This window comes from Massilia paldalensis (assembly GCF_044901715.1).
Lineage (GTDB): Bacteria > Pseudomonadota > Gammaproteobacteria > Burkholderiales > Burkholderiaceae_D > Telluria > Telluria paldalensis.
Genome location: NZ_JBJCIU010000002.1, coordinates 437,441 through 461,031, shown reverse-complemented (window position 1 = coordinate 461,031; position 23,591 = coordinate 437,441). Strand labels below are relative to the sequence as shown.

The window sequence follows — 23,591 nt, the reverse complement described above, 5'->3', positions numbered from 1 at the left end:
ATTTGATTGACTATTGCGCTTCGGACACAGGCTTGGCGGGCAGCGGCGCCAGCGGCGCAAGGCCGCGCAGGCGCAGCGCGACGCCCACCGCGGCCGCCAGGATCGCACCCAGCAGCGTGACGACGCCAGCCCAGCCGCCATGCGCCCACAGGATGCCGGCAAGCCAGCCGACGACGCTCGAACCCAGGTAGTAGAAGAACAGGTACAGGGCCGAGGCCAGCGCCTGCGGCGGCCGCGCGCGCCGCCCGACCCAGCTGCTGGCCACCGAATGGGAGGCAAAGAAGCCGAAGGTGAACAGGCCCATCCCGACGACGACGAAGGCCAGCGGCGCGGCCAGCGTCAGCAGCAGGCCCGCCAGCATCACGCCCATCACCAGCCACAGCACGTTGCGCCGCCCCAGGCGGTCGGCCAATTTGCCGGCCCAGACGGAACTGAAGATGCCCAGCAGGTACAGCACCGACAAGGCGCCGACGGCGCTCTGGCGCAAGGCGTACGGCGGCGCCAGCAGGCGGTAGCCGATATAGTTGTACATGCTGACGAAAGAACCCATCAGCAGGAAGGACAGGCAGAACAGCCAGGGCAGGCCCTCGTCGCGCAGGTGCCGGATCGTGCCGTGGAACAGGGCAGCGAAGCCGCCCTGCCCCTGGCGGAAGCGGCGCGACGCCGGCAGGCTGCGGTTGAATTCGAACGCGGCGTACAGGCCCGCCACGCCCATCACGCCCATGGCGACGCGCCAGTCGTAGAAATCGCTGATGAAGGACGACAGCACGCGGCCGGCCATGCCGCCGAACGCGCTGCCGCCGATGTACAGGCCCATCGAATGGCCCAGCGAGGGACCGTCGATCTCTTCGCTGAGGTAGGCCATCGCCAGCGCCGGCATCCCGCCCAGCAGCAGGCCGAGCAGCGCGCGCAGCGCCAGCAGCTGCGGATAGCTGTGGGCGAACGCGGCCAGCAGCGTGAGCACGCCGCCGGCGAACATCGAGCCGGCCATGAGGGGCTTCCTGCCATGGCGCTCGGACAGCACGCTGGAGACCAGCAGCGATACCGCCAGCGCGGCGGTGGCGACGGACAGCGCGAGGCTGCTCTGCGCCGGCGTGAGGGAAAAATCGCGCGCCAGCAGCGGCATCAGTGGCTGCACGCAGTACAGCAGGGCGAAGGTGGAAAAGCCGCCGAAGACCATGGCGCGGTTGATGCGCTTGAATTCGGCGCTGCCGGTGGTGATGGGGGGATGGGACATGCGGATGGATCCTTTTTACGGCCAATCATAGCCGCAAACGGGGATCGGCATGTCCATACGGGCAGGGAACGATGGCGCGGCGGAACACCGGGGTCAGCGTCCAACCATCAACACCGGACCCTGACCCCTGGACTACGGATACTCGGCGTCGATCTCGGAACCGGCGTAGTTTTCCAGCTCGACGAACAGCTGCGCCAGCGGCACCTTGCCTGCGATGTTCTTCAGGAAGGTGCTGTCGCGGTAGGCCTCGATGCGCTTGGCGATGATGGCCTGCTGCGGCGCCGGGATGTTCTCCAGCAGCCTGGCCCAGCCGGCCTGGAAGTCCGGCTGGGCCTTCCTCACCGCGTTCACGAAGCGCTCGAACTCCTTCTGCCCCGTGCGCGCCACGATGCGGCCGCTGCCGTCGATGCCGAACACGATCGCCAGCGCGATCACGCCCTCGGCGTTCAGGTCCGGATCCTGGACGGCGCCTTCCCAGTGGTGGCGGCGCAGCCACTGGGCGGTGCGCACGACGGCCTGGGTTTCCTGGCGCTGCTTGAGCTGGCCCAGGTAGCGCTGGTGACCGGTCCAGGTCTCGCCCGGGTCGGCGGTGCAGATGTCGACGAACAGCTCCTTCAGGCGGCGCTGCGCGTACACGGGATCGTTGTCGAACTCGCCCAGCAGCGTGTCTTCCGGCAGCGCGGCCAGTTCGCGGATCATGCGGAAACCCGCCTGGAACACGAGCTCCGCCCCCTCGCTCACCAGCACGCCGACGGCGGCTTCGTCGCCCACCTCGTCCGGCTCGTCGCCGACCAGGTCTTCCAGGCCCAGCGACACGCAGCCGATGGTGAGCAGCTGGGCGCGGCCGATGCCCTCGGCCGTGCGGTCGTTGGTGAATTTTTCCGCGACCATGGCGGTGATGCCCGCCAGCTCGTCGGCCAGGCCGGCCGCTTCCTCGGCGCTGGCCCGGCCCGGGATCAGGCGGATCGCGCGCACCAGGCGCGGCAGTTTCTCGATGACGATCGCTGGCAGCATGCTCGCTTGTACCCCGCTCACGAGAAGATGTCCGTGCCCATGCTGCGGCGGCCGCTGCGGCGCGGCTGGCTGCGCACGGACGGCACCTGCTTGCGCAGGCGGTACAGCAGTTCGCGCGTCGTGCGCTGCTGGAATTCCGGCTCCTCGTCCGGGTCGTCCGGCAGCTCGACGTCGGCCAGGTCGGCCGTGTTGCGGTACTCCGGGAACAGCTCGAGCAGCGAACGCTGCCAGCCGTCCTCGCTGGCCTTGGCCAGGTCGACGGCCAGCGGCACGATGTCGCTGTCGGACGTCGTGTGCACGTTGATGTGCGGGCCGCGGTTGTTGATCTCGCCGGCCACCTCGAGGATCTCGCGCGGCGCCAGCGACCACACGATGGCGAACGCGGTGGCGCCGTAGTCGGTGGCCGAGGCCTCGGCGAGCAGCTCGTGGCGGCGGTCCTCGTCGTCCGTCGCGTAGACGACGCCGTGCAGGTGGTTGAACAGGCCCTCGGCGATGCGCTCGGGATCGTCCTCGATCATGTCGTCCGGCCAGGTCGCAGCCAGGTAGGCCAGGCTCTCGGCCCAGGCCTTGGGCGGCACCAGCAGCGTCGCCAGCGAGGTCTTGGCGCCGTCGAAGCCGGCCAGGTGCAGCGCGGTCACCTGCGGCGGGAGCGTCGACAGCACTTCGGCCACGGCGTAGTCGCCGTGCTCGTCGGCCGCCTGTGACAGCGCTTCCTCGGCGTGCTGCAGCGAACCGGCCAGCACCAGGTCGCCGACCTGCTTGGTCAGCGCGGGCAGGTTGGATTTGTTCTCGTCGCTCATTCGCGTTCGCCTCCATCCTGGTCGAACAGGTCGACGAAGTCGTCGCCGGCGGCGCCGGCTGCCGTTTCGTCGAGCTCGTCGTCGTCGCCCTCGTCGTCGCGCGCCAGCTGGTCGAGCGACTGGTCATCGTCTTCCCAGCGCGCCTGGTTCTTGTACAGGAAGGCGGTGACGATGGCCTGGCGCGCCAGTTCCGGATGGTTGGCGCAGATCGCCTCGTACATGGCCTTGCCTTCCTCGTCGCCGTCGCAATTGGCCATCGAGAACACGTGGGCCGGGTCGCCGCCCTCGTAGTCATAGGCTTCGCGGATCAGGCCCTTGGGATCGGTGAAGCGGATGCGGTCGACCAGGGCGAACGCCATCATGTTGACGTCGTCCAGGCCGTCGCCGCTGGCATATTCGGACACAAGGGCCTGCACCATCATGTCGTAGTTCTTGCGGTTGGGCGGATCGCCCAGCGTGCCTTCGATCTGGCCTTCCAGTTCGCGCGACTGGAAAGCGAATTCCGGATGTACTTTTTTCATGTTCGACTCGTATTCTGTTGGGGTGTGGGGGCGCGGGGCCGGCCCTGCGCGGTCACGCCGCGATGTTGACGCCGTTCAGCGCGAACAGCGAGCGCCACAACTCGAACGCTTCCGCCTCGGCATCGAGCACGATGCGGTGGTTCACGCTCTGGTCGTACTCGGCCCGCCGGGCCGGATCGGACAGGACCTCGTAAGCCTTGGTGACGGCCTTGAAACGCGCTTCCGCGCCCGGCGCCTGGTTGCGGTCCGGGTGGTAGCGCATCGCCAGCGAGCGATAAACCTTCTTGATGTCGTCGTCGGTGGCGTTCGGCGCGACGCCGAGGATCGCATATAGATTTTCCACTTGGAACTCTCCGGCTATGCCGAAAAAAAAATGTCAATCCGAGATTATGCTATAGAAAGCGCCATCTTGACAGGTTCGCCATGGCCGCTTCGCCCGCCGGAAGGCAAGGCGCGTCCAGTATCCGTCCTGGGTGGCGCGCCAAACCGTGCGCTTGCCCACATAGGCGGCCCGGTCCCGTGTATCTACGGTAAAATGCCTGGATATTACCTATCCAGAACTAGTCTCCATGAGCAACGACAAGAACTCCGCGGCGGCACCTGCGCCGTCGTCGAATTTCGTACGCGCGATCGTCGAATCCGATCTCGCGGCGGGCACCCACGCCCGCGCAGGCATGCCCCCGGTCATCACGCGCTTCCCGCCGGAGCCGAACGGCTACCTGCACGTGGGCCATGCCAAATCGATCTGCCTGAACTTCGGCCTGGCGCGCGACTACGCCGGCCGCTGCCACCTGCGCTTCGACGACACCAATCCCGAAAAGGAAGACCAGGAGTACGTCGACACCATCATGGACAGCGTCAAGTGGCTGGGCTTCACCTGGGAACAAGGCGGCCAGGAATACCTGCACTACGCCAGCGACTACTTCGACAAGCTGTACGAGATGGCCGAGTACCTGATCAAGGAAGGCAAGGCCTACGTCGACAGCCAGAGTGCCGAGGAAATGGCGAAGAACCGCGGCAACTTCGGCACGCCGGGCACCAACTCGCCGTTCCGCAACCGCCCGGTCGAGGAATCGCTGCAACTGTTCCGCGACATGAAGGCCGGCAAGTACAAGGACGGCGAACACATCCTGCGCGCCAAGATGAGCGAGGACGCGATGGCCTCGCCCATCATGACCAACCGCGACCCGGCCCTGTACCGCATCCGCCATGCGCACCACCACCGCACGGGCGACAAATGGTGCATCTACCCGATGTACGACTACACGCACCCGATCTCGGATGCGCTGGAAGACATCACCCATTCGCTGTGCACGCTGGAATTCACCGACCACCGCCCCTTCTACGACTGGCTCGTGGAGACACTGGCCGACGGCGGCTTCTTCACCCGTCCGGTGCCGCGCCAGTACGAATTCTCGCGCCTGAACCTGACCTATGTCGTCACCTCCAAGCGCAAGCTGCGCCAGCTGGTCGACGAAAAGATCGTCACGGGCTGGGACGACCCGCGCATGCCCACCATCGTCGGCCTGCGCCGCCGCGGCTACACGCCGGAATCGATCCAGCTGTTCTGCGAGCGCATTGGCGTGTCCAAGGTCGATGGCTGGATCGACATGAGCACGCTGGAAGGCGCGCTGCGCGACGACCTCGATCCGAAGGCCCCGCGCGCGATCGCCGTGCTGCGTCCGCTGAAGCTGATCGTCGATAACTTCCCCGAAGGCGAAGTCGTCGAGTGCAGCGCGCCGGTCCACCCGCACCATCCGGAACTGGGCAGCCGTTCCTTCCCGTTCACCAAGGAACTGTGGATCGAGCAGGAAGACTTCATGGAAGTGCCGACCAAGGGCTACCACCGCTTCACCCCGCCCACGGCCGACAAGCCGGGCGCGCGCGTGCGCCTGAAGTACGGCTTCGTGGTCGAGTGCACGGGCTTCGACAAGGACGAGCAGGGCAACGTGACGGCCGTCCACGTGAACTATTTCGAGGATTCGAAATCGGGCACGCCGGGCGCCGACAACTACAAGGTCAAGGGCAACATCACCTGGGTCAGCGCCTCGCACGCGCTGCAAGCCGAGGTGCGCCTGTACGACCGCCTGTTCACGGAACCGCAGCCGGATGCGGGCGGCCGCGACTTCAAGTCGGTGCTGAACCCGAACGCGCTGGAAACCGTCACGGCCTACCTGGAGCCGGGCCTGAAGGACGCCGTGGCCGACCAGCGCTTCCAGTTCGAGCGCCACGGCTACTTCGTGGCCGACCGCGTCGATTCCCTGCCGGGCAAGCCGGTGTTCAACCGCGTCACCACGCTCAAGGACAGCTGGGCCAAGTAAGCGACCGTGGCGGGCAATCCGCCACCGTCACCCCTGCCCTGGCAGGGGTCCGATGTCCATCGCATCGCGCGACGTCCGGGTGAAGAATGCCACCGGCATTCTTCACGCCTCCCGGGAAACAACGTGCATATCCCTGCTTATTTCCGCCCACAACCCGTCTGATCTGCTAGGTCACCCCCGCACCCAACTTAAGTAAGTTGCGATGGATAAATACGTCCGTCGGGGATTGCCATGTCTACGGTGCTGCGGGATGCCTTTTCCATCACGAAGGTCTCGTTCTGGATCGGCGCGCTGCTGTCCTCGCTGATCGGCAGCTCGCTGTACATCTTCACCCACCGTTCGATCGAGAGCGATGCGCGCGAGCGCTTTAACAACCATGCGCGCTACGCCCAGAGCGTGATCGAGGTGCGCATCAAGTCGTACACGGACCTGCTGCGCAACACGGCCAGCGTGCTGCAGAGCTCCAACCACATCGATCATGAGGAGTTCCACGAGTACGTGCGCGGCGTCGAGCTGAACAGGCATTTCCCGGCGATCGACAGCATCAATTTCGCGCTCCATGTGAGCGAGTCCGACCGTTCCGCGCTGATGGAGCACTGGCGGGAGAACATCCATCGGCATCTCGGGCGCGACGATGCCCCCCTCGGCATTTCGCCCCCCGGCATCCGCCAGGAATACCTGGTCGTCACCTATTTCGAGCCCGATCCCGTGTATCCCCAGCTGTTCGGCATCGACCTGCTTGCCAACGGCTATTTCGGCACGCAATTGCTGCAATCGCGCGACCAGGGCACCATACTGGTGTCCGGCTCGCCGATTCCATTGCTGTCCAGGCCGAACGACATCTATCTCGGCATGCGCCTGCCCGTCTACCGCCACGGCATGCCGCGGGATACGGTGGCCCAGCGCCGTGCGGCCTATACCGGCTCGATCGGGATCGCCTTCAGCGTGCCCAAGCTGCTGCACGGCGCCATGGACGAAATTCCGCTGACGGGCATGCGCATGACCTTGTTCGACACGGGACTGCAACTGGATGCGGAAGGCCGGGTACTCAACGCTCCCGTCATGACACTGTTCGACAGCAGGGGCACCGCTACCGTTCCCAGGCCCGCCCTGGCGCAGGGGGACGACATCTTCTCGACCTCGCTGCCGCTGGACTACAACGGCCGCCCCTGGAAAACCGTCTACAGCGTGCCCAAGTCGGCGCTGTACACGGAATTCGACGCCTACTATCCGAAGCTGATGATGGCCTTCGGCTTCCTCGGCTCGATCCTGTTGTATGCGCTGCTGTACATCCTGACGTCGTCGCGCCGCGCCGCCCTCGTGCTGGCCCGCGAAATGACGAGCGAGCTGCGCGAGAGCCAGAGCAAGCTGCAGCTGTCGCACTACAAGCTGCGGCGCCTGGCCGACCACGCCTACCAGATCAAGGAACTGGAGCGCAAGCGCATCGCGCGCGAGATCCACGACGACCTGGGCCAGAACCTGCTGGCCCTGCGCATCGAGACGGAGCTGCTGGCCACCCGCACCAAGGGCTCGCACGGCATCCTGCACAAGCGCGCCCGCGCCACGCTGCTGCAGATCGACACCACGATCAAGAGCGTGCGCCAGATCATCAACGACCTGCGTCCCACGGTGCTCGACCTGGGCCTGTCGGCCGCCGTCGAATGGCAGGTCAACCAGTTCCAGCGCCGCACCGGCATCCGCTGCGAAGTACACGACGATTACGGCGACATCGCCCTGCCCGACCATTGCGCCACCGCGTTCTTCCGCATCCTGCAGGAATCCCTGACCAATATCGTGCGCCACGCGAACGCCACCGAGGTCCGGGTCGAGCTGCGCCTGAACGGCGACTGGCTGTCGCTGACGGTCAAGGACAACGGTGTCGGCCTGCCGCCGGGCGGCCACAACAAGTTCGGTTCCTTCGGCCTGGTCGGCATCGAGGAACGCATCGTCATCCTGGGCGGCACCTGCGCCGTGTTCAGCGAGCCGGAAGGCGGGACGACGGTGATGGTCTCGGCGCCCGTGATCGGCGCGGCGGAGCCGCCCCTGTATCCGCAACACGAATTCAAGTCCGGGTCGGCCGTCATCTGAAACCGTTTGGTCCCGAATATTGACTAACCGCAAGTATTACACTAGTTGGCTCAACTACATTGAGCACAGGTAATGCAGGTCAAAGACAGATTTTGTCCTTGCTGCTCGGAAATGGCACAGTCGTCGAACGCCTGCAGTACCGCAACCATAACTAGGGAAGCAGTCCATAACACATCACCACTACGATGAGGATGATCATGAAAGCCAACACTTCACTGACCGCGGTAATGGAACTCGACCTCGAACCCATCAAGGCCAAGCTGATGCATGTCGCATCGGGCGAAGGCTGGAGCCGGGAGAAGGCGGACGCCGTCGAGAAGGAATACCGGCGTTTCCTGTGCCTGATGAAGCTGTATCCGCACGAGGAGACGGCGCCGCTGGTCGACGTCGACACCTTCTGGCACTACCACATCCTCGACACGATGAAATACGCGCAGGATTGCGAGCAGGTGTTCGGCTACTTCCTGCACCATTACCCGTACGTGGGCATGCGCGGCGGCGACGACGCCCAGTTCCGCCTCGACAGCGGCGAGCGCATGCGCGAGCTGTACGAGGCAACGTTCGGCGAAGCCTATCCGGTCATCGAAGCGGACACTGCATTCTGCGCTGGCCCCGTCCCGAACGACGACAGGGCGACGACACTGGCATTCTGCGCCGGACCGGTCCCGAATGGCAGCAACAAGCCGATCGCGCTGGCGTTCTGCGCCGGCCCCGTCCCGAACGATCGCCAGGCAGCGGCACTGGCATTCTGCGCCGGCCCCGTCCCCAACGGCACGGCGGCGGGATTCGCAGCGCGCAGCACCCGGAGCGTGCGCGACGTCCGCATCGAGAAAGGCGCCATCACCTGGCAGGCGGGCGCCTGACCGGCAAGACGCCTGCCCAGCACCCGCACCCCGCCCGTGCCGTCCCCGGCACGGGCTTGTTCTTGTCAGGCCGCCAGCGCCTGCCCGGCCGCGGCACCGTCGCGCACCATCAGCGCGCGCAGTTCGCGGATGCTGAAGTCGGACACCTCGTGCATGCGCAGCAGGATGGTGGCGCCGATCGGCAGCGTATTGTGGCGGATCTTGCTGATCACGGGCGGCGCAACCTCGAGCACGCGCGAGAGCGCGGCATCGTTCTTGAGCGAGAGCTTCTTGATGATGGCGTCGAGCACCCGGTTCGGGTCATACTCGGAGCCGGTCGGAATACGGCGGATAGGCATGATCTTCTTTCAAAAATAACAATCCATGGACGATTTCCCATGACCCGGTGCGGGTATGAAAAATACGCTAGTTTAGGAATTAACCTTGTATTTGTATGGTCGCTCTACGGCGTTCCCGAATGATACATGGATCAATTAGTATTTGCTTAAGCCGGCCTTATTCCACCCCTCCGCTTTTCCACTTTGTCAAGTCCTGACGTTCAATCGTGCGGCCGCCTGCACCACCTCTTCCACGTGCGGATGCAGCAGCCGCAGGCGCAGCTCGCGCAGGCGGCCGTTGTCGAGCCGGCGCGACTCCGACATGAAGGACAGCTGCACGGGCGTCACCGCCCGTTCCAGTTCGGCGCGCGCCAGCCGCGGGGGCCGCGCCAGTCCGAAGGCATCGGCCACCAGGTCGAAGTACGCCCCCATCTTCATGTGCGTGTCGTCGCTGGCGTTGTAGACGCGGCCCGGCTTGCCGTGCCGTAGCGCCGCCAGCGCCAGCCGCGCCAGGTCGTCCGCGTGGATGTGGTTCGTGTACACGTCGTCGTCCGGCGCCAGCGCCGGCGTGCCGCGCTGCAGGCGTTCCAGCGGCAGGCGGTCCGCCGCGTAGATGCCGGGCGCGCGCAGGATCGTCACCCTGCCGCCCGCGGCCAGCGCCCAGGCGCGCAGCACCCGTTCCGCGTCGACCCGGCGCGCGGCGCGCGCATTGCGCGGCGCCACCGGCGCCGTCTCCGGCGTCAGGCGTCCACCGCGGTCGCCGTAGACCCCGCTGGTGCTGACATAAACCACCTGCGCCCCCTCGGGTAGAATGGCGGTCAAATTGCGCGTGCGCATGTCGAGCGCGCCCTGAGGCTGCGGCGGCGCCAGGTGCACCACGTGGCGCGCGAGGCCGGCCAGGCGGGCCAGCGTCCGCGGCCGGTCGAGGTCGGCCACGATGGGAATCGCCCCGGCGGCGCGCAGCTCGGCGCAGCGTCCGGGCTGGCTGGTCAGCGCGAACACGCGGTAGCGGGCGGCCACCAGCGGCAGCAGGCGCATGCCGACGTCGCCGCAGCCGACCACCAGCAGGCGCGGCTTGCCCAGGCGCGGCTTGTCCGATTTCAGATCATATTGAGTATTCATTCGAGGATTGTATGACGTTCCAGATCACTGTCCAGCCCAGCGGCCATCACTTCGACTGCGAGGCGGACGACACCGTGCTCGGCGCGGCAATCCGCGCCGGCATCGGCCTGCCCTACGGCTGCAAGAACGGCGCCTGCGGTTCCTGCAAGGGCAAGGTCGTCGAGGGCACGGTACACCACAAGCCGCACCAGGCGCGCGCCCTGACGGACCAGGAAAAGCTGCAGGGCTATGCGCTGTTCTGCTGCGCCGTGCCGGAAGGCCCCCTGACCATCGAGGCGCGCGAAGTGGGCGGCAGCAGCGAATACCCGCTGCGCAAGATGCCCACGCGCGTGCAGTCGATCCGCCGCGCCGCGCCGGACGTCGCCATCCTCACGCTGCAGCTGCCCGCCAACGAGGCGCTGGCCTACCGCGCCGGCCAGTACGTCGAGTTCATGCTCAAGGACGGCAAGCGCCGCGCCTACAGCATCGCCGTGGCGCCCTCGTTCAGCGGCCCGCTGGAACTGCACATCCGCCACCTGCCCGGCGGCCTGTTCACCGACCACGTGTTCGGCGCCATGAAGGAGCGCGACATCCTGCGCTTCGAAGGCCCGCTCGGCACCTTCTTCCTGCGCGAGGACTCGGACAAGCCGATCGTGCTGCTGGCGTCCGGCACGGGCTTCGCGCCCGTCAAGGCGCTGGTCGAGCACATGATCCACCTGAAGTCGGAGCGCCAGGTCGCGCTGTACTGGGGCGGGCGCCGCCCGCAGGACCTGTACATGCACGAACAGTGCGAGCAATGGGCGCGCGAGCTGCCCTGGCTGACCTACGTGCCCGTGGTCTCGGACGCGCTGCCGGAAGACGGCTGGAGCGGCCGCACCGGCTGGGTCCACGCGGCCGTGATGCAGGACATCCCCGACCTGTCACAGCACCAGGTATATGCCTGCGGCGCGCCCGCGATGGTCGACGCCGCGCGCACCGAGTACGTGGCCCGCTGCGGCCTGCCGGCGGACGAGTTCTACGCGGACGCCTTCACCACCGAGGCGGACCTCGCGGCCTAGGACCGGCTGTCAAGACAGCATATATTCGGCATATAGGGCACAATAAGGGTTGCTTTTCCAACAGCGCCCTTTCGCCTGTATTTCTCCCTGTATTACGCCGGAACCTTGCCCGTCCATGCCATCGTCCTCTCCTCCGGGCGGCCTTGCCGTCCTGCGCAACCGTAACGTCTCCTTCTACCTGTCGTCCCGCTTCCTCGGCACGCTCGCCGTCCAGATGCAGAGCGTCGCCGTCGGCTGGCAGGTGTACCAGATCACGGGCAGCCTGTTCGACCTGGGCCTCATTGGCCTGGCCCAGTTCGCGCCCTTCCTCGTGCTGATCCTGTGGGCCGGCCACGTGGCCGACACCCACAACCGCCGCAACATCGTGATGCTGTGCCTGGCCACGCAGCTGCTGTGCAGCCTGCTGCTGGTGGCGTTCACGCTGTCCGGCAGCAAGGTCGTCTGGCCCGTGTTCGCCGTGCTGGTGCTGTACGGCAGCGCGCGTGCCTTCATGATGCCGGCCTCCCAGGCCGTGCTGCGCAACCTCGTGCCCGACCACGCGTTCTCGCAGGCGGTGGCCCTGAGTTCCTCGAGCATGCAGGTGGCGACGATCGCCGGCCCCGTCGTCGGCGGCCTGCTGTACGTGCTCGGTCCCAACGTCGTGTACACGGTGTCGAGCGTGCTGCTCGCGCTGTCCGTGCTGCTGATGTCGGGCACCCACAGCGCCCAGCAGGCGCGCGCCAAGGCGCCCGTCAGCTGGCACACGCTGCTGGAAGGCCTGCGCTTCGTGTGGTCGCGCCCCATCGTGCTGGGCGCGATCTCGCTCGACCTGTTCGCCGTGCTGTTCGGCGGCGTCACCGCCCTGCTGCCCGCCTACGCCCACGACGTGCTGCATGCGGGCCCCGAGCTGCTGGGCCTGCTGCGCACGGCACCGGGCGCGGGCGCCGCGCTGTGCTCGATCGCGCTGGCGTTCTTTCCGATCACGCGCCGGGTCGGCGCCTGGATGTTCGGCGGCGTCGCCCTGTACGGCCTGGCCACCGTCACGATCGGCCTCGTGCACAGCTTCCCCGTCGCGCTGGCGGCGCTGTTCCTGCTCGGCGCGGGCGACATGATCAGCGTGTATATCCGCCATTTGCTGGTCCAGTACGAGACGCCGGACGAGATCCGCGGGCGCGTGAGCGCCGTGAGCGCCGTGTTCATCGGCGCCTCCAACGAGCTGGGCGAATTCGAGTCGGGCGTGACGGCGAGCTGGTTCCGCCTCGTCCCCGCGATCATCTTCGGCGGCGTCGCCACGCTGGTCGTCACCGCGACCTGGATGAAACTGTTCCCCGTGCTGTCGCGCATGGACCGCTTCCCGCACCACGCCGCCGAGGAAGCGGCGCGGGCCAAGGCGCGCTAGCCATGGGACGCCATCGCCACCACGGCTCGCGCCCCGCGCGCTTCGTACGCGCCCGTCCGCATCTGGTGATGGGCGTCGTGTTCGGGCTGTCGGTCGCCCTGCTGCTGCCGGGCAGCCACCCGTGGCTGTGGCGCGCGCTGGTCGGCTGGAACAGCGGCGTCTGGGCCTACCTCGCCAGCATGGCGTGGATGATGGCGCGCGCCGACCACCGCCAGGTGCGCGCCATCGCCGAGCGCCAGGACGAAAGCGCCCGCGCGGTATTGGTCGCGATGGTGCTGGGCGCCCTATTGAGCCTGTACGCCATCGTCACCGAGCTGGCGCGCATGGGCAAGGTGAGCGCCGACGAGGCGGCGCTGCACTACGCGTTCACGGTGTGCACCGTGATCGGTTCCTGGCTGCTGGTGGGCGTGCTGTTCGCGCTGCACTACGGCCACCTGTACTACTGCAGCGAGGATGCGGGCGGCCCGCCGCTGCGCTTTCCCGACGATGCCCTCGAGCCGAATTACTGGGACTTCCTGTATTTTTCCTTCACCATCTCGGTGGCCGTGCAGACGTCCGACGTGAGCATCCGTTCGCGCCCGATGCGCAAGCTGGTGCTGGGCCACTCGGTGCTGGCCTTCTTCTTCAACCTCGTCATCCTCGGCCTGTCGATCAATATCGCGGCCAGCGTGGTAAATAATTAAAGCCGGTTTGTGTTGAGGACTTGAAAAACTGCGTGCGTTGGCCCACATGAATTCTCATGCAAGACGTGTAAGATCGTTCCAACGATTCACTACTTGGAGGAATTCATGGAAATCAATATCAACACCGACAACACCATCGACCGCCACCAGGGCCTGGACGAACGCGTCCGCAGCAACGTCGAATCCTCGATCGGCCGCTTCGGCGAGCACGTGCGCCGCGTGGACGTCCACCTGAGCAACGAGAACAGCCAGAAACACGAAGACGGCAGCAACTACTGCATGATGGAAGCGCGCGTCTCCGGCTATGCGCCCGTCGTCGTCCACGCCCACGCGCAGAACCTGGACATGTCGATCACCCAGGCCGCCGACAAGCTCAAGCGCGCACTGGACAGCGCCCTCGGCCGCCTGAACGACAAGAAAATGCGCGAACCGATCCCGGCGGACCTGCTGCCGGAGCCCGAGTCGGACAAGAACCTCACCAGCGGCCTGTAATCGCCCCACCGCCGCCCCTGCCCGCGCAGGGGCGGCGCGGCTTACTCCAGCATGGCGCGCAGCCCGCGCAGGTAGCGCACACCGTCCAGCGCGTGGCTGCCGTACCACGACATCATCTCGCCATCGACGAGCAGCACGGGAAGGCCCAGCTGCTTTTCCAGCGCGTCCGCATGCGCTTGCGTGAACCGGTACGGCTCCGTCGACAGCAGCACCGCGTCGAGGCCATCGACCAGTTCCTGCGACCAGGCGAAGCGCGGATAGCGCTCGCCGCCCAGCACGGGCACGTTCCAGCCGATTTCGGCCAGCATCGCGGCGATATAGGTGCCCTGCGACACCGCCATCCAAGGATCCTGCCAGATGCAATACAGCACCGTGCGCGCGGGTGCGTGCGGCATGGCGCGCAGGTGGGCGTATTCGTCCTCGAACGCGGCGCACCAGCGCGCGGCGGCCTCGCGTGCGCCGAACAGCGCCCCCATCAGCCGGGCCAGCGCCAGGTTGTCGCGCGGGGTGTTCGGGTGGGTGACGACGACGTGCGGGACGAAGGCCGCCAGGGCCTCCACGGTCGGCTTCTCGTTCTCGTCGATGTTGACGACGACGTGGGTCGGCGCCAGGCGCCGGATCTTCTCGACGTTCACGTCCTTGGTGCCGCCCACCTTGGGAATGGCGGCCACCGTCTCGCGCGGATGGATGCAGAAGCCCGTGCGCCCGACGAGAAGCGGCGCCAGGCCCAGCGTGCACAGCAGTTCGGTGATCGAGGGGACGAGGCAGACGATGCGCGCATCGGGCGCGGGCACGTGGCGCTGGCCGAGGGCGTCGACCAGCGCGTAGTCATCGTCGGCGTCGGCGGCGGCGCCGGAAGTGTCGTTGGAAGCGTTCATCCCGCCATTCAACCACCGTTCTCCACCCCGCGCCAGATGTCGTGTCGTATATCCATGAGGTATGATGCGGAGTCGTCAACCTAGTTTAGTTTCCAAGAGTCAACTAGAAAGCAAGCCCAGTCCATGCACGTCAACGGCACCTTCGGTGCGTCCCGCTACCACATCGCCGAGCTGGAATTGTTCCGCGGCGTCGATACCCCGGCCATCGCCGCCGAGCTGGCCGGCTGCGCCGTCGTGCGCGTCGCCAAGGGCGAGGCCGTCGAGGACGGCTTGCGCGCCCGCCTGTACATCGTGCTGTCCGGCGAGCTGGGCGTGGAAGCGCCGGCGACGATGGGCGAAGGCGGCGTGGAGCACGTGCTGCCCGGCGAGAGCGTGGGCGAGCAATCGGTGCTGGACGATGCGGCCAACCTGGCGTCCATGGTCGCGCTGGAGGACAGCGAACTGCTCGTGATCGAGCCGGAACTCGTGTGGCAATTGATCGAGCGCCACCACGGCGTCGCGCGCAACTTGCTGCGCCTGCTGTCCTTCCGCATCCGCGCCGCCAATGCCCTGCTGCGGCGGCGCCAGAAGCTGGGCGAGTTCTACCGCCAGATGTCGTTCAACGACGCCCTCACGGGACTGTACAACCGCGCCTGGCTGAACGACATGCTGCCCAAGCTGGTCGCGCGCGCCAGCCAGGACGGCGCCCCGCTGTCGCTGGTGATGATCGACCTGGACCACTTCAAGCGCTTCAACGACACCCACGGCCACATCGCCGGCGACGGCGCGCTGGTGGCGGCGGCCGGGGCGGTCCGGGCCGCGCTGCGCCCCACCGATTTCGCCGTGCGCTACGGCGGCGAGGAGCTGGCAGCCATCCTGCCCGACACGCCGCGCGCGCTGGCCATCATGGTGGCCGAGCGCCTGTGTGCGCGCATGCGCGACGCCGTGGTGTTCGACGACATGCGCCAGCCGCTGCCGCACATCACGGGCTCGTTCGGCGTGGCCACGCTGGCCGCCGGCCAGGACGAGCGCGCCCTCGTCGAGGCGGCCGATGCCGCCCTGTACCGCGCCAAGGAAGCGGGCCGCGACCGCATCGCCGTGTAGTCGTTCGCCCGCGCGGCTTGACGGACTGCTGGGCCACGCGGGGGCGCCGCGTTAGAATGGCGGCTTGCAATTTTCCAGGCAGCGCGGCATCCCACATGAGCAACCACACCTTCCTCTGGCACGACTACGAAACCTTCGGCGCCGTCCCGCGCCGCGATCGCCCCGCGCAGTTCGCGGCGATCCGCACCGATGCCGAGCTCAACGAGATCGGCGAGCCGATCATGCTGTACTGCCAGCCGGCGCCCGACTACCTGCCCGACCCGCAAGCCTGCCTGATCACCGGCATCACGCCCCAGCACTGCCTGGAACACGGCGTGCCGGAACACGCATTCGCGGCCCGCATCTGCGACGCGTTCTCCGAGCCGGGCACCATCGGCGTCGGCTACAACACGATCCGCTTCGACGACGAAGTCACGCGCTTCCTGTTCTGGCGCAACCTGATCGATCCGTATGCGCGCGAATGGCAGAACGGCTGCGGCCGCTGGGACCTGCTGGACGTCGTGCGCATGGCCTATGCGCTGCGCCCGGAAGGCATCGTCTGGCCGCGCCACGAGGATGGCCGCCCCAGCTTCAAGCTCGAGCACCTGAGCCGCGATAACGGCCTCGTCCACGAAGCGGCGCACGACGCGCTCTCCGACGTGCGCGCCACCATCGCGCTGGCGCGCCTGCTGCGCGACAAGCAGCCGAAGCTGTTCGACTTCTGCCTGGAACTGCGCCGCAAGGACCGCGTCGCGGCCGAGATGGGCCTGCACCTGGACCCGGCGCAGCGCCAGCCCTTCCTGCACGTGTCCGGCATGTTCCCGGCCGAGCGCGGCTGCCTGGGCCTCGTGTGGCCGCTGGCCACGCACCCGACCAACAAGAACGAGGTACTGGTCTGGGATTGCCGCCACGACCCGTCCGAGCTGTTCGCGCTGGACGTCGAGACGATCCGCCTGCGCATGTTCACGCGCAGCAGCGAGCTGCCCGAGGGCGTGGCGCGCCTGCCCATCAAGAGCGTGCACCTGAACAAGTCGCCCATGCTGGTCGGGAACCTCAAGACGCTGTCGCCGGCGCTGGCCCAGCGCTGGGAGCTCGATATCGAACAGGGCCTGGCCCACGCGCGCCTGGCGGCGGGCGGCCCCGACATGACGGCCGTGTGGCAGGAGGTATACCGGCGCGCAGGGTCCGGCGAAGCGGTGGACGTCGACGAGGACCTGTACGGCGGCTTCGTCGGCAACGCCGACCGGCGCCGCCTGGAACAGCTGCGCCTGGAAGACCCGGTCCGGCTGGCCGCCGCCCGCCCCGGCTTCGACGACAAGCGCCTGGGCGACATCCTGTTCCGCTACCGCGCGCGCAACTTCCCCGACTCGCTGGCGCCGGAAGAAATGCAGGCCTGGGAAGAACACCGCGCCGCGCGCCTGTTCGACGGCGACGGCGGCGCACGCACGGTGGACCAGCTGTTCGGGGAGATCGATGCGCTGTCGGAGACGGCGGACGAACGGGCGGAGGAGATCCTGGGTGCGCTGTACGACTACGCGGAAGCGATCGCGCCGAGCAGGTACTGACATCGCAGTACGAAGGTGGGCACGTGGTGCCCACCCTACGAACTGACCGGCCAACATCACGTCGCCCCTGCGAAGGCAGGGGCCCAATTTGCGCGCACCGTTGATATGCAAAATCGGGCCCCTGCCTTCGCAGGGGCGACGGTGTCATTGCATCATGCGAGCATTACGCCCGATGCGCGTTGATCGCATCCCGCGTCTCCAGCGCCACGCGCCGCGCGGCCTGGGCGAAATCCTCGCCGCCCTGCGGCTGCGCGTACAGGATGGCGCGCGAGGAATTGATCATCATGCCGGCGCCGCCCGCCGTGCGTCCCGCCTTGACGGTCGCTTCGATGTCGCCGCCCTGGGCGCCGATGCCCGGCACCAGCAGCGGCATGTCGCCGACGATGCGGCGCACCTGCGCCAGTTCTTCCGGGAAGGTGGCACCGACCACCAGCGCGCACTGGCCGTTCCTGTTCCACTTCTCCGCCACCAGGCGCGCCACGTGCTGGTACAGCGGCTGGCCGCCGACGTCGAGGAACTGCAGGTCGGAGCCGCCCGCGTTCGAGGTGCGGCACAGGACGATCACGCCGCGGTCTTCCCATTCCATATAGGGCTCGACGGAGTCGAAGCCCATGTAGGGATTGACGGTGACGGCGTGGGCGCCGTAGCGGTCGAAGGCTTCGCGCGCGTACTGGCGGGCGGTGGCGCCGATGTCGCCGCGCTTGGCGTCCAGGATCAGCGGGATGTGCGGATAGCGGTCCGCCAGGTAGCGGCACACGGCTTCCAGCTGGTCTTCCGCGCCGAGGGCGGCGAAATAGGCGATCTGCGGCTTGAAGGCGCAGGCCAGGTCGGCCGTCGCGTCGATGATGGCCTTGCAGAATTCCACGATGCCGTCCGGCCTGCCCTGCAGGTGGGCCGGCAGGCGCGCCACGTCCGGATCCAGTCCTACGCACAACAGGGAATCGTTGCTGCGCCAGGCGGCGTTCAATTGGTCGATGAAATTCACGGCAGGCCTCGTCTCTGATTGCAAACCCGTTATTGTAGCGCGCTCCGCGCCGTCGCCACTATCGATATCGACGTATCTTTAGAGCAACTCATGACCCGATCACACGCCATCCCCGTGTTATTTACTGTATATTTTTAGCCATTCGACAACTCGCACGGATGTATCCCCATGAAGCCAACCTTTATCACGCGCTGGACCGGCATGCTGCTCGCCGCCCTGTTCTCCTGCGTCCTGCTGTCGGGCTGCGGCTATAACGAATTCCAGGCCAAGGACGAGGCCACCAAGGCGGCATGGTCGGAAGTGGTCAACCAGTACCAGCGCCGGGCCGACCTGATCCCGAACCTGGTCAACACGGTCAAGGGCTATGCCTCGCACGAAAAGGATACGCTGGAAGCCGTCACCCGGGCACGCGCGGCCGCTACCAGCTTCCAGATCACGCCGGAAGTGCTGAACAATCCGGAAGCGTTCCAGAAGTTCCAGCAGGTGCAGGGCGAGCTGTCCGGTGCCCTGTCGCGCCTGATGGCCGTGTCCGAGAGCTATCCGCAGCTGAAGGCCGATGCCAGCTTCCGCGACCTGCAGTCGCAGCTGGAAGGCACGGAGAACCGCATCACGGTGGCGCGCCAGCGCTACATCGCCTCGGTCCAGGAATACAACGTGCTCGCGCGCAGCTTCCCGACCAACCTGACGGCGATGGCGTTCGGCTACCAGCCCAAGCCTTCGTTCACGGTCGAGAACGAGAAATCGATCTCGACGGCGCCGACGGTCAACTTCGGCAAGTAAGCGCGCCATGACCAGCCCGGCCATGCCGCTGCTGCGCCTGCTCTGGGCCGGTGTCCTCGCCGTCTTGTTCGCTTGCCAGGCACACGCGCAGTCCCTGCAGGACGTGCCCAAGCTGGAGGCGCGCGTCACCGACCAGGCCGGCATGCTGACGGCGGACGAGCGCCAGCGCCTGGAAACCGTGCTGGCCGACTACGAAGCCAAGACGGGCAGCCAGATCGCCGTGCTGATCGTCAAGTCGACGGCGCCGGAAGCGATCGAGCAGTACGGCATCCGCGTCACCGATGCCTGGAAGCTGGGCCGCAAGGGCGTCGACGACGGCGTGCTGCTGCTCGTCGCGCCCCACAACCCCAGCTCGCTGCGCCGCCTGCGCATCGAGGCGGGGCGCGGCGTGCAGGGCGTGCTGACCGATGCCCAGTCCAAGCGCATCCTGCAGGACACGATCGCCCCGCACTTCCGCCAGAAGGACTGGTATGGCGGCCTGGTGGCCGGCGTGGGCGCCATCGCCACGCTGTTGAACCAGGAAAAGTTCCCGGCGCCGCAGCCCAAGGCAGAGGCCGACGCCGACGAGGTCACGGGTCCCGGCATCATCGTCGCCATCTTCTTCCTGGTGGTGGGCACGCTGGTCGTACGTTCGGCATTCCGCGGCGGCGGCAACCGCCTGGCCCGCCCGGGCGCGAGCAACGGCTGGCAAAGCGGCGCCGCCGGCTTCGTGCTGGGCAGCATCCTCAGCAATATGGACAGCGGCCGCCACCGCGGCGGCGGCGGCTTCTCGGGCGGCGGCGGATTCTCCGGCGGCGGCTTTTCGGGAGGCGGCGGCAGCTTCGACGGCGGCGGCGCCTCGGGAGACTGGTAATGCGCTCGCAACATCCAATCAAGCGCACGCTGCGCCACCTGTTCAGCACCCAGGCCGAGGCGCAGCGCGCCTTCCCGCCCGAGACGCTGGCGGCCATTACCGAACTCATCACGGCCGGCGAGCAGACCCACCGCGGCGAGGTGCGCCTGATCGTCGAGAAGGCGCTGCCCCTGGCCGCCGCCTGGCACGGCGTCACCAACCGCGCGCGCGCGCTGGCCCTGTTCGCCGACTACGGCATCTGGGATACCGAGGACAATTGCGGCGTCCTCATCTACGTCAACCTGGCCGACCACAAGGTCGACATCGTGGCCGACCGCGGCATCGACCGCAAGATCGATGCCGCCACCTGGCAGGGCGTCTGCGACACGCTCACGCGCGGCTTCGCCCGGGGCGCCTTCCACGACGCGACGCTTGCCGCCGTGGGCCAGGTCAACGCCCTGCTCCAGCGCCATTTCCCGGCCAATGGCGAGCGCCCCAACGAACTGCCCGACCGGCCCCTGATGCTGTAGGCTTTCCCCAGCGTGGCCGCTAGAATGGCGGCTTCGTCGTCAACCACAGGGAAAGTCCATGAAACTCGCCGCCAAAGTCGCCATCGTCACCGGAGCCGCCCAGGGCATCGGACTTGCCTGCGCCCAGCGCCTGGTGCAGGAAGGCGCCCGTGTGATGCTGGTCGACCTCCGTCCCGAAGGAGCCGCGGCCGCCGCATCGCTCGGCGACGCCGCCCGCTTCTTCCAGGCGGACGTCGGCGTCAAGGCGGAGGTCGACGCCATGCTGGCGGCCACGCTGGACGCGTTCGGCCGCGTCGATATCCTCGTCAACAATGCCGGCGTCACCCATGCCGCATCCTTCCTCGACCTGGCCGAGGACGATTTCGACCGCGTCCTGCGCATCAACCTGAAGTCGATGTTCCTGTGCAGCCAGGCGGTGGCGCGCGCGATGGTCGCGCAGGGCAGCGCGGGCGGCAACGCGGGCAGCATCGTCAACATGTCGAGCGTGAACGCCGAGCTGACGATCCCGAACCAGGTGCCCTACGTGATCTCGAAAGGCGGCGTCAACCAGCTGACGCGGGTGGCCGCCATCGCCCTGGCCGAGCACGGCATCCGCGTGAACGCCGTCGGTCCCGGCACCATCCTGACCGAGCTGGCCAAGGAAGCCGTGCTGTCCAGCCCGGAGGCGCGCCGCACGATCCTGTCGCGCACGCCGCTGGGCCGCTGCGGCGAACCGGAAGAGATCGCATCCATCGTGGCCTTCCTGGCCAGCGACGACGCTTCCTACATTTCCGGCCAGACCCTGTACGCGGACGGCGGTCGCCTGGCGCTGAACTATACCGTCCCCGTACGCGACTAAGACCAGTCGGCTCGGCCATTATTGTCGCAATCAATATCTGGTATCCGAAATGGAAATTGGACAGCGATCTCGCGGCGCAACATAATGAACCCGTCTCCACTATTCTCCTCCAAGAAAATAGTTTGAAGCCCGCACAGCAAGCGGGCTTTTTTTTTGCCCGCGTGCGACAGCGTCCGTGCTCAAGCGTTCAATTTGTAAAAACCGTTCGCTTGAGATCTGTCATGTCCTGGTCACATTCCCTCCCTATACTAAGTTCATCTGCATACACGCAACCGATATGCGTGATCGCAGAAAGGTGTGCCGCGCCCAGCGCCGCACACCGCACCGATTACCACGTCTCTTGGCCCGATCTTGGGTTGTGCCCGTCCTCCGTTGGCGGGCATTTTTTTATCCGCGCTTCCCGCCGCCGTGCGCAGCCGCAGTGCACAAATAACTCCTGGACGGGGTTGCAGCATTGCGTGATTCCGCTATGATGAAACGCATACCTCGCGCTTATTTTTTGATGTGCGTGGAACGACAACCTATCGCACGGGAGCCGGTCCAATGACTTCACCTGTATCCGCGACGATGTCGCCATCCCAGCACGCCAGCCCATCGCGGCGGCGGCCCGAATCCGATGTCTGCCTGGTGCTCAGCGAGCTCAACCCGCGCATGGTCATCGACCACCTCGACGACGAAGGCCAGCCCGTCGACGTCATGACCTTCGGCACCGTCAGGGAAACCTGTCCCAAGTGCCAGAGCGGCCACCTGAAACTCGTCCTGCGCCAGTCGTCCGTGCGCATGGCCCACCTGTTCTGCGCCGACTGCGCCAGCTGCTTCGACGCCCACTACCCGGACGGCGCCCCGGCACTGACCATCTGATCCGCTTGCACCGCATGCGCACGCCTGCGTGCGCCGATGCTTGCATCATGATAAGGTGTGCTTTTTCGTCCACACCCGTTCATGAACGTGACGCCGCTTAAGCTGCTGACCCATCCGCGCCTGCAACGCCTGTGCCTGGCCAGTGCCCTCCTGATGTACGTGGCCATCGTCGTGATCGGTTCGATCCCGGGCGCGCGCGCCGACATCGGCGCCTATGCGTCCGGCGCGCAGCTGCATTCCACCGCCTACGGCGTGCTGGCCTGCCTGTGGTATGCCGGCAGCAACGGCAGCGCCGCCGTGCGCTCGTGGAAGGCGATCCTGGCGGTCGCCCTGATGGGGGCCGGCGACGAGTTCGTGCAGAGCTTCTTCCCCTACCGCGGGTCCGACATCCGCGACTGGGCCGTCGATTGCATCTCGGCCATCGTCGCCTGCGCCCTGCTCTCGCTGCTGCTGTCCGCTCAACTCAAACTCGCCACCGGCAAGCGTTGACCGTGCGCGCCACGTCGTTGACGTGGCTCATGCTCAACCCGAGTCAGCCTGAACGCCCGCCCCGCGCGCCCCTCTTAGCGAAGTGGCACGCGGCATCGTCACGTAGCTCGACAATGGCAGCGGGAACCGCGAACGCGCAGCAGCTTTTTCGAGGTGCCCGTGACACTATCCCATCGGAAGGAGTCGATCATGAAGCAACAACACCAGAGCGTGTTGCTGGCGGGCGCGCTGGCACTGGCGGTCGGGCTGTCCGGCTGTGCCCAGTGGCGCGGCGGCTCGGACAGCAGCGGCGGCAGCGGCAGTACTGGAAGCAGCGGCAGCGGCAGCGGCAGCACCATGTCCGATACGGGCGGAGGGACGGGCTCGAGCGGCACCGGCGGCTGGGGCGGCGGCACCGGTAGTTCGGGCAGTTCCGGCAGCTCGGGTAGTTCGGGTAGTTCGGGTAGTTCGGGTAGTTCGGGTAGTTCGGGTAGTTCGGGTAGTTCAGGTAGTTCGGGCAGCTCCGGCAGCTCCGGCAGTTCGGGAACCTCCGGCAGCGGCACCAGCAGCCAGGACCTGGGCATGGCCGCGGGCACCGCCACCGAGGGCAGCATGGGCAGCTCGTCGGGAGGTGCCACGGCCTCGAGCGCGAGTGGAAGCACGAGCGCGAACGCCACCGTCGCCGCGATCGAGGTGCTGTCCGGCGGGGCGAGCGCCACGGGCACCGAGACCGGCGCCGTCGGCAGCAGCGGCGCCGGCGCCACCGGCAGCTCCGGCAGCGAAAACGCCTATCGCGTCACGCTGCGCATGGACGACGGCAGCACCCAGGTCGTGACCCAGCAGTCCGTGCCCGACTTCCGCAGCGGCGACCGCGTCAACCTGTCGGGCGGCTCGATCCAGCACTGAGCAGCACCAAGCA

General features: G+C 67.0%; 26 protein-coding genes. 16 read left to right on the top strand and 10 right to left on the bottom strand.

What is annotated here, in order from left to right; all coding sequences use genetic code 11:
• Positions 1 to 10: 10 nt before the first annotated feature.
• The 5 genes from ACI1V7_RS11775 to ACI1V7_RS11755 form a co-directional block, all read right to left on the bottom strand.
• Positions 11 to 1,237 carry an MFS transporter gene (locus ACI1V7_RS11775; RefSeq protein ID WP_404531947.1) on the bottom strand — a complete coding sequence of 409 codons (1,227 nt, stop codon included), beginning with the start codon at positions 1,235 to 1,237 and terminating at the stop codon, positions 11 to 13.
• A gap of 132 nt (positions 1,238 to 1,369) precedes the next feature.
• Entirely contained in the window at positions 1,370 to 2,251 is an 882-nt protein-coding gene (locus ACI1V7_RS11770) for a hypothetical protein (protein WP_404531946.1), read from the bottom strand.
• 17 nt (positions 2,252 to 2,268) lie between these two features.
• On the bottom strand, positions 2,269 to 3,051 hold the full coding sequence (locus tag ACI1V7_RS11765; RefSeq protein WP_314541303.1) for a hypothetical protein: 783 nt from the start codon (positions 3,049 to 3,051) through the stop codon (positions 2,269 to 2,271).
• Positions 3,048 to 3,572 (bottom strand): hypothetical protein, encoded by a 525-nt coding sequence (locus ACI1V7_RS11760; protein WP_404531945.1) that lies wholly within the window; start codon positions 3,570 to 3,572, stop codon positions 3,048 to 3,050. The genes ACI1V7_RS11765 and ACI1V7_RS11760 overlap by 4 nt, the downstream gene beginning before the upstream one ends.
• 52 nt (positions 3,573 to 3,624) lie before the next feature.
• On the bottom strand, positions 3,625 to 3,915 hold the full coding sequence (locus tag ACI1V7_RS11755) for a DnaJ domain-containing protein (protein WP_404531944.1): 291 nt from the start codon (positions 3,913 to 3,915) through the stop codon (positions 3,625 to 3,627).
• 226 nt (positions 3,916 to 4,141) lie between these two features.
• Here ACI1V7_RS11755 and ACI1V7_RS11750 point away from each other — a divergent pair, with 226 nt between their 5' ends.
• The 3 genes from ACI1V7_RS11750 (at position 4,142) to ACI1V7_RS11740 (ending at position 8,844) form a co-directional block, all read left to right on the top strand.
• Entirely contained in the window at positions 4,142 to 5,893 is a 1,752-nt protein-coding gene (locus ACI1V7_RS11750) for a glutamine--tRNA ligase/YqeY domain fusion protein (RefSeq protein WP_404531943.1), read from the top strand.
• Positions 5,894 to 6,124: 231 nt separating this feature from the next.
• On the top strand, positions 6,125 to 7,981 hold the full coding sequence (locus tag ACI1V7_RS11745) for a sensor histidine kinase (protein ID WP_404531942.1): 1,857 nt from the start codon (positions 6,125 to 6,127) through the stop codon (positions 7,979 to 7,981).
• A 197-nt stretch (positions 7,982 to 8,178) separates the two neighbouring features.
• On the top strand, positions 8,179 to 8,844 hold the full coding sequence (locus tag ACI1V7_RS11740) for a glycine-rich domain-containing protein (protein WP_404531941.1): 666 nt from the start codon (positions 8,179 to 8,181) through the stop codon (positions 8,842 to 8,844).
• A 65-nt stretch (positions 8,845 to 8,909) separates the two neighbouring features.
• Here the strand turns inward: ACI1V7_RS11740 and ACI1V7_RS11735 are convergent, their stop codons facing one another.
• Both ACI1V7_RS11735 and ACI1V7_RS11730 read right to left on the bottom strand, forming a co-directional pair.
• Positions 8,910 to 9,182 carry a hypothetical protein gene (locus tag ACI1V7_RS11735; RefSeq protein ID WP_404531940.1) on the bottom strand — a complete coding sequence of 91 codons (273 nt, stop codon included), beginning with the start codon at positions 9,180 to 9,182 and terminating at the stop codon, positions 8,910 to 8,912.
• 186 nt (positions 9,183 to 9,368) lie between these two features.
• Positions 9,369 to 10,283: an NAD-dependent epimerase/dehydratase family protein gene (locus tag ACI1V7_RS11730; protein WP_404531939.1), complete on the bottom strand. Its 915-nt coding sequence runs from the start codon at positions 10,281 to 10,283 to the stop codon at positions 9,369 to 9,371.
• Positions 10,284 to 10,294: 11 nt separating this feature from the next.
• Between ACI1V7_RS11730 and ACI1V7_RS11725 the strand changes: the two genes are divergently transcribed.
• The 4 genes from ACI1V7_RS11725 (at position 10,295) to ACI1V7_RS11710 (ending at position 13,873) form a co-directional block, all read left to right on the top strand.
• On the top strand, positions 10,295 to 11,320 hold the full coding sequence (locus ACI1V7_RS11725; RefSeq protein ID WP_404531938.1) for a CDP-6-deoxy-delta-3,4-glucoseen reductase: 1,026 nt from the start codon (positions 10,295 to 10,297) through the stop codon (positions 11,318 to 11,320).
• A 115-nt stretch (positions 11,321 to 11,435) separates the two neighbouring features.
• Complete coding sequence (locus ACI1V7_RS11720; RefSeq protein WP_404531937.1) at positions 11,436 to 12,698, top strand: MFS transporter; 1,263 nt, start codon at positions 11,436 to 11,438, stop codon at positions 12,696 to 12,698.
• Positions 12,699 to 12,700: 2 nt separating this feature from the next.
• Positions 12,701 to 13,381: a DUF1345 domain-containing protein gene (locus ACI1V7_RS11715; RefSeq protein ID WP_404531936.1), complete on the top strand. Its 681-nt coding sequence runs from the start codon at positions 12,701 to 12,703 to the stop codon at positions 13,379 to 13,381.
• Positions 13,382 to 13,486: 105 nt separating this feature from the next.
• A complete protein-coding gene (locus ACI1V7_RS11710; protein ID WP_404531935.1) occupies positions 13,487 to 13,873 on the top strand; it encodes an HPF/RaiA family ribosome-associated protein in 387 nt (128 codons plus the stop codon).
• A gap of 41 nt (positions 13,874 to 13,914) precedes the next feature.
• Here ACI1V7_RS11710 and ACI1V7_RS11705 read toward each other — a convergent pair whose 3' ends face one another.
• A complete protein-coding gene (locus ACI1V7_RS11705) occupies positions 13,915 to 14,751 on the bottom strand; it encodes a helical backbone metal receptor (protein WP_404531934.1) in 837 nt (278 codons plus the stop codon).
• 123 nt (positions 14,752 to 14,874) lie between these two features.
• On the opposite strand from ACI1V7_RS11705, the gene ACI1V7_RS11700 reads away from it, so the two are divergent.
• Positions 14,875 to 15,834 (top strand): GGDEF domain-containing protein, encoded by a 960-nt coding sequence (locus ACI1V7_RS11700; RefSeq protein WP_404531933.1) that lies wholly within the window; start codon positions 14,875 to 14,877, stop codon positions 15,832 to 15,834.
• Between the two features lie 95 nt (positions 15,835 to 15,929).
• The gene (sbcB, locus tag ACI1V7_RS11695) at positions 15,930 to 17,378 is read left to right on the top strand and encodes an exodeoxyribonuclease I (protein ID WP_404531932.1); all 1,449 of its coding nucleotides are present in this window, start codon (positions 15,930 to 15,932) and stop codon (positions 17,376 to 17,378) included.
• Between the two features lie 163 nt (positions 17,379 to 17,541).
• Here the strand turns inward: sbcB and pyrF are convergent, their stop codons facing one another.
• Positions 17,542 to 18,363 (bottom strand): orotidine-5'-phosphate decarboxylase, encoded by an 822-nt coding sequence (gene pyrF / locus ACI1V7_RS11690; protein ID WP_404531931.1) that lies wholly within the window; start codon positions 18,361 to 18,363, stop codon positions 17,542 to 17,544.
• A gap of 201 nt (positions 18,364 to 18,564) precedes the next feature.
• Here pyrF and ACI1V7_RS11685 point away from each other — a divergent pair, with 201 nt between their 5' ends.
• From ACI1V7_RS11685 to ACI1V7_RS11660, 6 genes are all read left to right on the top strand, one after another.
• A complete protein-coding gene (locus ACI1V7_RS11685) occupies positions 18,565 to 19,143 on the top strand; it encodes a LemA family protein (protein WP_404532520.1) in 579 nt (192 codons plus the stop codon).
• 22 nt (positions 19,144 to 19,165) lie between these two features.
• On the top strand, positions 19,166 to 19,996 hold the full coding sequence (locus ACI1V7_RS11680; protein WP_404532519.1) for a TPM domain-containing protein: 831 nt from the start codon (positions 19,166 to 19,168) through the stop codon (positions 19,994 to 19,996).
• Positions 19,996 to 20,505: a TPM domain-containing protein gene (locus ACI1V7_RS11675; RefSeq protein WP_404531930.1), complete on the top strand. Its 510-nt coding sequence runs from the start codon at positions 19,996 to 19,998 to the stop codon at positions 20,503 to 20,505. Before ACI1V7_RS11680 ends, ACI1V7_RS11675 begins: the two co-directional genes overlap by 1 nt.
• A 58-nt stretch (positions 20,506 to 20,563) precedes the next feature.
• Positions 20,564 to 21,343: an SDR family NAD(P)-dependent oxidoreductase gene (locus ACI1V7_RS11670; protein ID WP_404531929.1), complete on the top strand. Its 780-nt coding sequence runs from the start codon at positions 20,564 to 20,566 to the stop codon at positions 21,341 to 21,343.
• A 543-nt stretch (positions 21,344 to 21,886) separates the two neighbouring features.
• The gene (locus ACI1V7_RS11665) at positions 21,887 to 22,204 is read left to right on the top strand and encodes a hypothetical protein (protein WP_404531928.1); all 318 of its coding nucleotides are present in this window, start codon (positions 21,887 to 21,889) and stop codon (positions 22,202 to 22,204) included.
• Positions 22,205 to 22,261: 57 nt separating this feature from the next.
• A complete protein-coding gene (locus ACI1V7_RS11660; RefSeq protein WP_404531927.1) occupies positions 22,262 to 22,693 on the top strand; it encodes a VanZ family protein in 432 nt (143 codons plus the stop codon).
• Between the two features lie 98 nt (positions 22,694 to 22,791).
• Here the strand turns inward: ACI1V7_RS11660 and ACI1V7_RS11655 are convergent, their stop codons facing one another.
• On the bottom strand, positions 22,792 to 23,256 hold the full coding sequence (locus ACI1V7_RS11655) for a hypothetical protein (RefSeq protein ID WP_404531925.1): 465 nt from the start codon (positions 23,254 to 23,256) through the stop codon (positions 22,792 to 22,794).
• On the opposite strand from ACI1V7_RS11655, the gene ACI1V7_RS11650 reads away from it, so the two are divergent.
• Positions 23,255 to 23,578: a hypothetical protein gene (locus ACI1V7_RS11650; protein ID WP_404531924.1), complete on the top strand. Its 324-nt coding sequence runs from the start codon at positions 23,255 to 23,257 to the stop codon at positions 23,576 to 23,578. The two genes, ACI1V7_RS11655 and ACI1V7_RS11650, sit on opposite strands and share 2 nt — an antisense overlap.
• Positions 23,579 to 23,591: the final 13 nt, after the last annotated feature.

Excerpts from the sequence above, each read along its gene's own strand:
- ACI1V7_RS11705 (WP_404531934.1), bottom strand. The coding sequence starts at position 14,751 with ATGAACGCTTCCAACGACACTTCCGGCGCCGCCGCCGACGCCGACGAT.
- ACI1V7_RS11775 (WP_404531947.1), bottom strand. The coding sequence starts at position 1,237 with ATGTCCCATCCCCCCATCACCACCGGCAGCGCCGAATTCAAGCGCATC.
- ACI1V7_RS11720 (WP_404531937.1), top strand. The coding sequence starts at position 11,436 with ATGCCATCGTCCTCTCCTCCGGGCGGCCTTGCCGTCCTGCGCAACCGT.
- ACI1V7_RS11750 (WP_404531943.1), top strand. The coding sequence starts at position 4,142 with ATGAGCAACGACAAGAACTCCGCGGCGGCACCTGCGCCGTCGTCGAAT.
- ACI1V7_RS11685 (WP_404532520.1), top strand. The coding sequence starts at position 18,565 with ATGCTGCTCGCCGCCCTGTTCTCCTGCGTCCTGCTGTCGGGCTGCGGC.
- ACI1V7_RS11710 (WP_404531935.1), top strand. The coding sequence starts at position 13,487 with ATGGAAATCAATATCAACACCGACAACACCATCGACCGCCACCAGGGC.
- ACI1V7_RS11670 (WP_404531929.1), top strand. The coding sequence starts at position 20,564 with ATGAAACTCGCCGCCAAAGTCGCCATCGTCACCGGAGCCGCCCAGGGC.
- sbcB (WP_404531932.1), top strand. The coding sequence starts at position 15,930 with ATGAGCAACCACACCTTCCTCTGGCACGACTACGAAACCTTCGGCGCC.
- ACI1V7_RS11700 (WP_404531933.1), top strand. The coding sequence starts at position 14,875 with ATGCACGTCAACGGCACCTTCGGTGCGTCCCGCTACCACATCGCCGAG.
- ACI1V7_RS11745 (WP_404531942.1), top strand. The coding sequence starts at position 6,125 with ATGTCTACGGTGCTGCGGGATGCCTTTTCCATCACGAAGGTCTCGTTC.
- ACI1V7_RS11655 (WP_404531925.1), bottom strand. The coding sequence starts at position 23,256 with ATGCCCAGGTCCTGGCTGCTGGTGCCGCTGCCGGAGGTTCCCGAACTG.
- ACI1V7_RS11665 (WP_404531928.1), top strand. The coding sequence starts at position 21,887 with ATGACTTCACCTGTATCCGCGACGATGTCGCCATCCCAGCACGCCAGC.
- ACI1V7_RS11760 (WP_404531945.1), bottom strand. The coding sequence starts at position 3,572 with ATGAAAAAAGTACATCCGGAATTCGCTTTCCAGTCGCGCGAACTGGAA.
- ACI1V7_RS11730 (WP_404531939.1), bottom strand. The coding sequence starts at position 10,283 with ATGAATACTCAATATGATCTGAAATCGGACAAGCCGCGCCTGGGCAAG.
- ACI1V7_RS11735 (WP_404531940.1), bottom strand. The coding sequence starts at position 9,182 with ATGCCTATCCGCCGTATTCCGACCGGCTCCGAGTATGACCCGAACCGG.
- ACI1V7_RS11765 (WP_314541303.1), bottom strand. The coding sequence starts at position 3,051 with ATGAGCGACGAGAACAAATCCAACCTGCCCGCGCTGACCAAGCAGGTC.
- ACI1V7_RS11650 (WP_404531924.1), top strand. The coding sequence starts at position 23,255 with ATGGCCGCGGGCACCGCCACCGAGGGCAGCATGGGCAGCTCGTCGGGA.
- ACI1V7_RS11770 (WP_404531946.1), bottom strand. The coding sequence starts at position 2,251 with ATGCTGCCAGCGATCGTCATCGAGAAACTGCCGCGCCTGGTGCGCGCG.
- ACI1V7_RS11740 (WP_404531941.1), top strand. The coding sequence starts at position 8,179 with ATGAAAGCCAACACTTCACTGACCGCGGTAATGGAACTCGACCTCGAA.
- ACI1V7_RS11725 (WP_404531938.1), top strand. The coding sequence starts at position 10,295 with ATGACGTTCCAGATCACTGTCCAGCCCAGCGGCCATCACTTCGACTGC.
- ACI1V7_RS11680 (WP_404532519.1), top strand. The coding sequence starts at position 19,166 with ATGCCGCTGCTGCGCCTGCTCTGGGCCGGTGTCCTCGCCGTCTTGTTC.
- ACI1V7_RS11715 (WP_404531936.1), top strand. The coding sequence starts at position 12,701 with ATGGGACGCCATCGCCACCACGGCTCGCGCCCCGCGCGCTTCGTACGC.
- ACI1V7_RS11675 (WP_404531930.1), top strand. The coding sequence starts at position 19,996 with ATGCGCTCGCAACATCCAATCAAGCGCACGCTGCGCCACCTGTTCAGC.